This is a genomic window from Larkinella humicola (genome assembly GCF_008727875.1).
In the GTDB taxonomy this organism is placed as follows: Bacteria; Bacteroidota; Bacteroidia; order Cytophagales; family Spirosomataceae; genus Larkinella; species Larkinella humicola.
The window spans coordinates 1-9,250 of the sequence record NZ_VTWS01000019.1 but is presented as its reverse complement, the minus strand read 5'-3'; the positions used below and the strand labels follow the sequence as shown (position 1 = coordinate 9,250).

General features: G+C 40.7%; 8 protein-coding genes. 2 read left to right on the top strand and 6 right to left on the bottom strand.

Features of this window, described 5'->3' with window-relative positions:
• Positions 1-200 (bottom strand): hypothetical protein (locus F0P93_RS31350; RefSeq protein ID WP_150881749.1); only part of this gene is annotated, 200 nt, incomplete at its 3' end.
• A 380-nt stretch (positions 201-580) separates the two neighbouring features.
• On the opposite strand from F0P93_RS31350, the gene F0P93_RS31345 reads away from it, so the two are divergent.
• A complete protein-coding gene (locus F0P93_RS31345) occupies positions 581-2,590 on the top strand; it encodes a type IV secretory system conjugative DNA transfer family protein (protein WP_150881748.1) in 2,010 nt (669 codons plus the stop codon).
• A 1,475-nt stretch (positions 2,591-4,065) separates the two neighbouring features.
• Here F0P93_RS31345 and F0P93_RS31340 read toward each other — a convergent pair.
• From F0P93_RS31340 to F0P93_RS31330, 3 genes are all read right to left on the bottom strand, one after another.
• Positions 4,066-5,136 (bottom strand): DUF8464 domain-containing protein, encoded by a 1,071-nt coding sequence (locus F0P93_RS31340; RefSeq protein ID WP_150881747.1) that lies wholly within the window; start codon positions 5,134-5,136, stop codon positions 4,066-4,068.
• Positions 5,137-5,228: 92 nt separating this feature from the next.
• Positions 5,229-5,888: a RepA protein gene (locus F0P93_RS31335; protein ID WP_150881746.1), complete on the bottom strand. Its 660-nt coding sequence runs from the start codon at positions 5,886-5,888 to the stop codon at positions 5,229-5,231.
• A 376-nt stretch (positions 5,889-6,264) separates the two neighbouring features.
• Positions 6,265-6,756 (bottom strand): hypothetical protein, encoded by a 492-nt coding sequence (locus tag F0P93_RS31330; RefSeq protein WP_150881745.1) that lies wholly within the window; start codon positions 6,754-6,756, stop codon positions 6,265-6,267.
• Positions 6,757-6,958: 202 nt separating this feature from the next.
• Between F0P93_RS31330 and F0P93_RS31325 the strand changes: the two genes are divergently transcribed.
• The gene (locus tag F0P93_RS31325; protein ID WP_150881744.1) at positions 6,959-7,171 is read left to right on the top strand and encodes a hypothetical protein; all 213 of its coding nucleotides are present in this window, start codon (positions 6,959-6,961) and stop codon (positions 7,169-7,171) included.
• Positions 7,172-7,825: 654 nt separating this feature from the next.
• Here F0P93_RS31325 and F0P93_RS31320 read toward each other — a convergent pair.
• Together F0P93_RS31320 and F0P93_RS31675 are read right to left on the bottom strand one after the other, a co-directional pair.
• Positions 7,826-9,043 carry a relaxase/mobilization nuclease domain-containing protein gene (locus F0P93_RS31320; protein WP_150881743.1) on the bottom strand — a complete coding sequence of 406 codons (1,218 nt, stop codon included), beginning with the start codon at positions 9,041-9,043 and terminating at the stop codon, positions 7,826-7,828.
• Positions 9,033-9,250: hypothetical protein (locus F0P93_RS31675; protein WP_191908979.1), on the bottom strand; the 218-nt coding region annotated here is incomplete at its 5' end. The genes F0P93_RS31320 and F0P93_RS31675, both read right to left, overlap by 11 nt.

The following is a 9,250-nucleotide window of genomic DNA, read 5'->3' as shown; positions in this document are numbered from 1 at the left end:
ATAAAGGCGGCTACCTCTGGAGTCGCTTTTTTCTGGCGGGGGCGTGCATTGAAAACGCGATATCGGATGAAATCGCTTTCAGTCATGCCATGTGATGCCGCCAGCTCGGGCAGTTTTTTCTGCCGCTGTGTCTTGGTCAGTCTGACCAAATACGGCTGATCGAGCGGTTCGGCGGAATCATCTTTTAGAGGGCGTGCCATATTTCTTCTTTTTGTGCGCGGCCAAAAACGGGTTAGGGGTGCAGGGGAAAGGGCGTAGCGCCTTACCCCTGCCAAGGCGTCTGTATATACAAAACCAGCCCTGAAAGGGTAGGGTTTTGTATATACAGACAATGGCTTGCGCTAACTTCGTTAGAACCATTTACCCGCTTTTACAATCTTACATAATCTTATTAATAAATCAAGAGGTCACGCTTTATAATTTGCGCTGTTGGGGCTGCTCCAGATCGTGGCCAGCAACAGCAAATTATAAAGCGTGACCGGTGTGTCAGCAGTGAGAAAAAAGTGGGCGAAGAAAAACTGAATGGGTGTTGAGAAAAATGGAAAAAATGTAATTTGCGGTATACCAGCCCTTTATATGTATGATAACTTTTAGGACGCCTACGCGGGGTATTATCTATTTATCGGTAGGATTTGTATCCGGCTTAATCTGTGTTTTTCTCAGTGAAAAAATATTGGGGGTGGAAAACTCATTGCTAGGCATTACTATTTTTGGTGCTGGCGGCTATGGTGGTGTAAAATTAATTGAGAAAATATTAGGGCCTGAACCAGAAGAAGCTATTCCTGCACCGCCTGAAGAATACGTTGATCCGTTGCCGCCCATGCCGGAATGGGAGACAAATTCATTAACAACTTACGGATCAGCAAATTGGGACCATCCAAAAAGGCTTCGAGATATTGATACTGAAGGATATCAGCGTGGTAAACCAAGCTATTATTTGGGCGGTGGTCACGGTATGAACCAGATTCAGACGCTTACACATGCTGTTACTATTGCAGGTTCTGGACAGGGAAAAGGCGTGTGCTTGATTTTACCGAACCTGCTACATAATCCGTTTTGCTCGTGGTTCGTGCTTGATCCAAAGGGCGAAAATGCAATGATTACGGCAAAATGGCAGCAGAAAATAGGTCAACGTGTTATCCTGCTTGATCCTTGGAATGAGCAGAAAAGATTGGGTGCTACACACGGGATTGAGCCTGTTGGTTTTAATCCGTTAGATTTTGTAAAAGGCAATCCAGATGAGATGCCGGAAAGTTGCGGTGTGATTGCAGAAATGTTAGTGATGGATAATCCGCGTGCCTCTGATAAATATTGGGAGAGCCGCGCACGGTCACTCATTAAAACATACTTGCTCCATCTGATAACGGCCCGGCCAACGGAAGAGCAGCATTTAGGAACGCTCTATAGATGGCTTCGGCTACCAGTGAATGAGCGGCAGAATTTATGGGCTGATATGCTTAAAAATCTGGCCTGTGACGAACTTGTAAAATCGGGGATTGGTGAGTTTGCAGGAATGAATGAAGATAGCGGCCCATTGCCATCTATCATTTCGACAGCTCAGGACAACACGACATTTCTTGAAAGTATGCAGCTCCGGGCATCATTGCAGAAAGGAGAGTTTGATCCTTATGATTTAACTAACGGTAAAACCACTGTCTATCTATGCTTGCCAGAACGGTTTTTAAATAGTCATGCACGTTGGCTGCGGCTAGTTGTTGGTGTATGTCTCAAAGCCTGCAATTATCGCCCAGGTGAGCGGGTTAATTTCCTGCTCGATGAATTTGCTATTCTCGGCCGGATGCAGGATGTTGAACGGGCTTTTGCATTTGCGCGTGGTCAAAATATAAGCGTCTGGATCTTTGTTCAATCACTGACACAGTTGATTGATATATATGGCGAACATGCTGCCAATGCTTTTCTATCAAATGCCCGGCTGCGCCAATTTTTCGGGGTGTACGATCTGCAAACGCAAAAATACCTTTCTGAATATCTGGGAGAGACAACCGTTGTTTCTCTGGTTAAAAGCGAGAGTAGCACAAGCGGGGGATCGTCCGGCACGTCAACCGGTTCATCTTCTGGCTGGTCTGCTGGTGGCAATACAGGTGGAAGCAATAACGGGACATCGAGCGGCAATAATTGGTCATCAAGCGAGACGACCAATCACCAGCCAATAGCGCGCCGATTATTAACTACTGAAGAAGTCGGCAAAGCAAAATCGATCATTACCTTGATCGATGGTCAAAAGTTTTTACTTCCGCGCTTGCCGTTCTGGGATAATATCTATAAAGCCCATTATGAAGGAAGGGCAACGTATTATCCGCGTAGTTTAGATGATTGGCAAAGGTTTTATAACGGTATGACAATCGAAAATTATCCTAGAATGGGAATGACAAATTTTAAAGCACATGCTGACGGCCATTTTGTCAAGGGGCAAGCAAAACAAACTTATCAAAACCTGATAAAGGGGCCAACTCCCTCTTATTTAGAAGACGCGCCTGGCTATTATTTTGGGGATGCTGACAATTCAGATACAACTAAAAAATTAGATGCCGGTGACGGATTAGATCAGACTGTTGGCAATGTTGTTTAAATGGTTCGTATCTGCTTCTAAAACATTATCGCTCAATGAACTGAAGAGTCAGATTAGAAGGAATTAAATTTTTCTAATAATACATTTCCGTCAATCCGCGTTTTTTACAACTATTCTCCTTTTAATCTATTCATTAGAATAAACTAAAAAAAGCGGTATTTAGGGAAAAAAAATCATGTTTTTATTATATATTTTCTTGTTATAATCTTATAACCACCGCCTCCATAGCGGTGGTTATTTTTTGTCATTTGTATCAGGTCTAAGAATATATAAAATTGTATTATTACCAGTTTCAATTGAATACTATTTTTCAGATATTAATCACTAACTAATATATGTACCTTTCTAATAGGAGTGAAACAGAAGAAAATTCTGACACCGTCTAGATGACATTATTGAATGAGGATCATTAAAGTTTGTCATTATAATGATCCTCGAAACATAATTTTGTTCTCAAACGTTAAAGTAGAAAAATACGATAAGAAATATGTAGGTAATAAATGAAAGATAAAAGAAAGGATAAAGCAATAGAAATGCAATGTTGGCATATAATATGAATGATATTATAATGATGGTCTAAAAAGGTACTTAAAATGTGCTAAAAGTGTGTATGTATATGATTTTAAAGAGAATAATTAGCTAAAATAGTAAATAAAATATAGCTTAAAAATTCAGTTTTTAAAATAGATATAATGCAAAACTAGTATTGTATAAATCTTTAAATGTCAATTACAATAGCTTGTATTGTAATAAGTTACGAACTATGGTCTATACTAATTTTCAGATAACTACAATACTCTTATTGTAATTATCTGAAGCATACACAACAGGGTAACAACAGAATAACACCGATTAAGCGTTTGCTTTATACTAATTAGCCATTAGCTAAGCGTTTGCTGAACATAAGCTGTGCATTTGTTAGGCGTTTGTTAGCCGTTTGCTTTGCGCTTGTTAAGCGTTTGCAATTATGTGAATGTTACACACACAGCACATTTGACTACATTTGCAATCATTTGCCTGTAAATACTTGTATTTAATGATCTGCAAAAAATGTGCATTGAAAAAAGAATAACCTAAGAAAAAAACAGTAAATTTGTTACTAAACAAAAAAGCTCCGGAAAATCCGGAGCCATTTGTGAATATCTACAAAATAATAATATGAAAAAAACGAAAGAATGGGTTCGGCGTATTCGCCAGACTCCCGAAGAACGAAAGTTGCAGATTATTTCAACTTTCGTGAATGCCACCCGCCTTCTCTGGGACTTGCTACGTTCCTTAGGCTTTGGCCCGCAGTATGAGTATCTACTAAGATAAACGCTGCTTATTGATCTAGTAATCAACCGCCTATCTTTTAGGCGGTTTTTTTTGTTTACGCAAATATCGCTGAAATTCTATTAATACCCCAAACAATAAGACTTATTTTCTGGGGCCGGCGGATTAAGTTTTGGATTATTGATGTGCCCATTTATCAATAGCTATTTTGGTTTGCTGGTATTAGCACGCTGTGCATCGTACGATCCATCGTACGATTTTTGAACGGGTCGCCCTGCGAAAATTGAGCGTGTGTCTGGGGCATCTGTCCACCACTGATTTAGATCATTATAGCCTTCGTAATAGTGGTTCAATGTCCCAACGCTGTAATCATCACCCAGTTCCGTACAAAGAACTTGAGTTGTGCGTTCTCCTTCTTCATCATTATGCTGCCAGATACGCCAGTGCTTGACATGCTGCCATTCTGGGCGGCTTTTAATCACTTCTGCGGCTCTGGCTGCAAAACGGCCCGTATTCAAGATGATCGCCGGATTCTCTAACTGAGTAATGCCTTTCATCTGTAGGAAAGTCAGAAAGTCAAACCGGCCTTCAAAAATATCGCCTGACGTTGCTTTGAGGGACCCGTTAAAAGTGGTGATGTCTTTTTGTCCTAAAGATGTCTTGAAATTGCTGTTAACACTGGCTGCTCTAACCTCGTAACCGCCAGCATCATTTTGGCCGCCAATTCCATAACGATAACCTTTCAATGGGTCATTTTTCGGGGCTGCATTGTCTTTATATGTAATTACGTCAAGAAATCGGGATGCAATAGACAAATCAATTTTGCGGATCTTGGTAATGTAATCGAGGTTATTAGGGTGAGATTTTGACGAAACAGGAACCGCTTTAACAAATTGGTATCTGTCACCCCCATAAGAAGCCACGGAAACCGGCTTTTCTGGCTTCTGGGTGGGCTGTGCCGGAGTGGCCGCTACACCACCGCCTGAAAACTGTTTGAGCCATTGTAGAGCCTGGGAAACCGTTATAGCGGACGCATTGCCATTACCCATGATTAAACGGGCTAGATGCACAACATCACCTTTAGCATCTTCCTGCCCGTAATCAATGAATTTTTTCTGGTATATGTTAATTTTAAAGCTAGGGTCTATATCGTCGCGATAAGGCGCCTGATAAGTATATTCACCCTTCGCAATATTAGCACTTGTCGGCTGTCTGCCGGTGCTTTCGACCAAATCTTTCAGACTGACAGTATCGATTGCTTGCTTGATATTCATAGCCCCACCCAAAAAAATTTGGCCGCTTCGCGGCAATGTTTTTGCAGTGAGAAAGAAAAAGCAATTTTTATTTTCTCACTGCAAGCGATTTTTTATTCCGCCGTACTTGATTCACCGTCAACCATTTCGTCTTGCTGTAATCTGTTGAATTGGTTCCTTGTGCTTTGAAATTTAGGATTGTCCATGTATTCGAAAATATCAAGCTGAGCCTGATTACCGGCTTTTTTTGCTGCTTCTGTTTTTTTCTTCACATAGACTTTGGCTAATGTGATCCGGTCACCGTTGAACATGATGACTGGATTTATAAAAAACTCGTCGTCGTATTTTGTTCGGGCGATAACTTCTTTTTCAAGCAAATTTGCAATGCCCATGAAATAGCTCTTTTTGCTTTTGTATTCTAAGTATTCAAGAGCTTCATCAATTCTAACGCGCACTCTATCGTTTCCGGGTCGAAGTAACGACATAAGATAGAATAGAACATTGCGGCCCTGCGCCGTTAGATTTTTATGTGATGCTAATTCTTTGACGTATAATTTAACAAACTGATTTTGATCAACTTCCTCGATTTGAAAAAAACCGGTATGCGCTAATGCCGTATTGGTTTCATCATGAACAACGACCATAGATTTGCTACCATTATCACTGCGTAAGTACTGCTTTCTATTTCTCACTGCCATATCCTGAATAAGATTTGGCACAAAGGGGTTTTCCTCATGTTTTTCAAAATCAGTGACCCTGATATACTTTTCCATGCTAACTGAGGGTTTTAATACAGACACTTGAAGTTTCCTTTCAAATCTACCAAAATCTAATACAACTTTAGATAGTGATGCGAAAAAATCAACTGCAAAAATCTACTTTTATTTTACATGAAATAAACAAAAAGTAGATTTTTTACCGTTAGAATATCTACTAAAATTAGACGAAACGTCTACTCACAGTAGATGAATCGTCTACCGGGAAAATCATAAACTGGCTGATTTTCAAGCACTTAATTTTTTGGCCCTTCTTAGTATTCTTTTTATAGAGAAACAGGCTTTGCATAATCTGTGTGATAATATCTGTTACGGTAAAGCTGTTAAGCCTGAAAATGAAAGGTTTTGCAGTGAGAAAGAAAAAGTTAGTTGTTTAATTGGTCTTTCGATTTTTACCAAAAACCATTTCCCATAAATTCCCAGGTTGGGCTTTTATAGCCTCGGTAAGCTGCCTGAGCTGGTTCGCTTGCTCCTGCAACTGTCTTGACTGTGCTTCCATTTGTACGGCTTGTTGCTGGATCAGCTCATTTTGCGTTTTGATCGTTTGGGCTTGATCATCACCTACCCGCTTGGCAAATTTTTCTAAAAGATCAGTCGCTAGATCTTCCGGCCTCGCTGGGGGCTTAGGCTTGTTTGTAAGTTCGATTGTTGCCGCATCCCTTAGATTGTACTCAACCCATTCAAATAGTCCCTTCTTGGCCTTCTTAGCGGCTTTGGCAGTTAGGCTTTTGGTCTCGATCTCTGTTACGATAGACCATTTAACTGTAGTCTGACTTTTTGCCTGTTTTTTCAGACCGCTTTTTCTTTCGGTCTGATTTTCTGCATCCAATGTCTGACCTTCATTGTCATCTTTTCCGTCTGTCATACTTTTCGCCTTTTAAGTCTGAATAATCAAAGATAACAGTCTGACACTCTTTGTCAAATGTCAGACTTTACTTTAAATACTGTGTGCTAAAGTATTGATAGACAATATACTTAGTATTTTTATGATGAACCTATCTATTGATGTGGTAAAATGCTAATTTTGGGAAAATGTCCTTTAGCAACCAATAATCCTTAATACTACGATGGAAATTCCAGTTGAACCCCAATTTGAGGGAGACGCAGATCTAAATCAGATCCGAAAACTTATTGTCGATGGTTTTAATCAAGTCCTTAGAACTATGGACACAAATACAAAGGATGTCCAAAAAAACATCAACCTTTTACGAGGAGACCTGAATAGATTAGACGAAAAAGTTAAAGCCTTAACTGATAAGCTAAATGGTGATGCCGTTTAGAGAATAATTACTTTGTGTCATTGCGGTTTTTTTGCTTAAATAGTAAGACCGAAGGGGGCAGCCCTTCGGTGGGCTGCCCTCCCGGAATCTTTATGATGAAAGGAGGTAGTAAGGATGACTGATATAGCAATCATCATTTTATCGGCAGCAGTTCTAATGCTAGCCCTTAAACTACTTACTATGTAAGCCCCGGACCCGTCGAGTGATTGACCCCACTCGGCGGGTTTCTGTTTATATTATAAGCTACGGAACGTAGCATGTCAACGAAAAAGGTAGTAAGTGAATAGAGTTAGAATGATTACCACACCACAAGACAAGATCATTAATATTGGTAATAGAGCTCTTATCTCGTTCTCCTTAATATCGAATTTAAAGCCTTCTATTTTCATAGCAAAGTATTGGTTTTAATCCGGTTCAATACCGGGATTTTCAGTAATGATTTCATGCGGTTAAAAGGCGACGTTCTGATAAAATTAAAAGCTGACTTAGTGAGATGCAATAGCAAAAGTGCGAAGTACAATTTCTTTTATTTGTATATACACATAAATAATCGTTGATTTTCAAGCACTTACATTATACACTATTATATTTAAATTAGCCTTTTAACGCTTGCCGAAAATTTTCTAAGTTCCTGATAAAATACAATTATATTATTTACTCTATATCTATTCCGCGCTCACGATTGCGCTCTTTAGGTCGAGTTTGCTCTTTCTTCTGACTGCGATACTCTGCCAATAGATCATTCTCCTTGCTATATCGATATGCTGCAAATGGATCATTCTCGTTCATTGGTTCGGATGCTTTAATTTTATCTAACTGCTGGCTTTGGTACTGTTTGATCATGGCGACTGCTAGTTCCTGCCGGTCAGACAATTCTTGCTTTTTGTCTGACTGTATTTCCGGCTCTGGCTTGTAGGGAAGGGAAGGGGGGTGCTGTATTTTGAAGCTGTAAGAATAAGTTTTTGGTGGGTCGTCTTTTGGCTCATTACGCTCTTTGTAGGCGTTTTTCATTTTCACCATCAAATCTTGGCTGTCTGACATTTCGCGTATTTTGTCAAAATCAAGTTTCGGTACAGTTGTGGTCTCTCTACGTTTATTTCTGCGTAATGCTTCCTTAACTTGTTGTTTTATAGGACTTTTAACCGCTGCTGTTTCTGTTCGTAGTTCCTTACGGATTGGATTTAGACGGTCTGACACTTGTGCCTGTTTGATGCCTTTAAGCTGTCGAGACAGGTCATGGAGTTTTCCGAATTGGTCAATGATCTTGAATGGCCGTCGGTCAATTCCTTGCACCAGTTCAAACCCTGCTTTTTCTAACAACGCTTTTTTGAAGCTAGCCGCATCAGGTGAATTTTCCCATATGTTCGATATATACGCTTTGGCATATTTGTCTAAATGGGTACTCTTTTCATGCGTTAGTTCATGCCCGAACTCTAATTCCATCTGCCGGGCTGCGGTTTTATGTTTGGCATAATTGTCGTCGTCTTTCCACATGTTGCCGGTTTTATGATTATACCGCTCCCATGTGGCATGCAAATGGATACGGCCATCTTTCTCATGCTCAACAATGGCGCATTTCTGCCCCTTCAAGCCCAGATGTTCAGCCAGTATCTCAACTGCGCGTAATTTCTGTTCAGTGGTCATTGTGGCCGCTTCATGGTCACGAGGGCTTATCTGGGCATGATATAAACCGGCTTTGGTGTTGCCCTTTATCTCACTGGTCAGGGACATCTCCAGCAAGGATTTTCTCAGGCTGTGGGGGGTCGCTGTGCCGAGAATGGCAATGACCTGGCTCCGGTCATTGTCCGGGCTTTTAAGCAGGTAATTGGCAAGCTGTGGGCCATTACCCCTGCATCTGCCTTTAACGATCATTGCCTAAGTCAGCATGAATCCGGTTGGCAATGGCTTCGATGGCAGAAAAGATACTTTCCACACGTTCGGGCGGAACAAACGTGTGTGCAAAGCGATCTTTAAGGACTTGGTTAATATCTGACCGGATATTACCCAAGGTCCCAAGAGCCAGAATAAAGGCGGCTACCTCTGGAGTCGCTTTTTTCTGGCGGGGGCGTGCATTGAAAA